The following is a 601-nucleotide window of genomic DNA, read 5'->3' on the forward strand; positions in this document are numbered from 1 at the left end:
TTCATGATGCTGTCAGGTATTTCTTTTATTTGATTATATCTTAAGTCAATATATTTGGTCTTTTTAGAGAAATCGCATAATATATGTTCGATTTTATTATGGCTTAAATCTATTCTTTTTAGTTTTTGAGGGCAGTTTGTAATTGCCCCTTCGATGCTGTTTTCACTTAGGTCTAAATGTTTTACGAAAGGCGGTAAGTCTTCAGGGTATTTCTTCAAGGCATTTTGGCATAGATATAATTCAGAGATATTTTCGGGCAGGTTTTTAGGCAACGACTCCAGTCTGTTATTATAAAGTGATAAGAAAGTGAGGGTTTTAGGAAGTGTTTCTGGTAAAGTTGTCAGGCAATTATTCATTGCGTATAGTTGTTGAAGGTTTTCAGGAAGTCGAGTGGGTAATTTATCAAGTTTATTGTTCGAAACATTTAATTTTATTAGCTGGTCGGGGATAACATCAGGTAATGAACTCAGTTCAAGGTTAGCTAAGTCAAGAGAAGTGCTTGCCCTTTCAAGACAATCTTGCATTCGCAAAACTGCAACGTTCCGTAGTTCACCTTCACCTTGGGGAGCATTACTCTCCCATGTTGACCAGATAGCTTGAT

General features: G+C 36.3%; 1 pseudogene. It reads right to left on the bottom strand.

What is annotated here, in order from left to right:
* Nucleotides 1-601: pseudogene (locus tag J5224_RS34015) on the bottom strand (effector protein); the annotation flags it as partial.

The sequence above is a fragment of the Candidatus Symbiopectobacterium sp. NZEC135 genome (genome assembly GCF_025962695.1).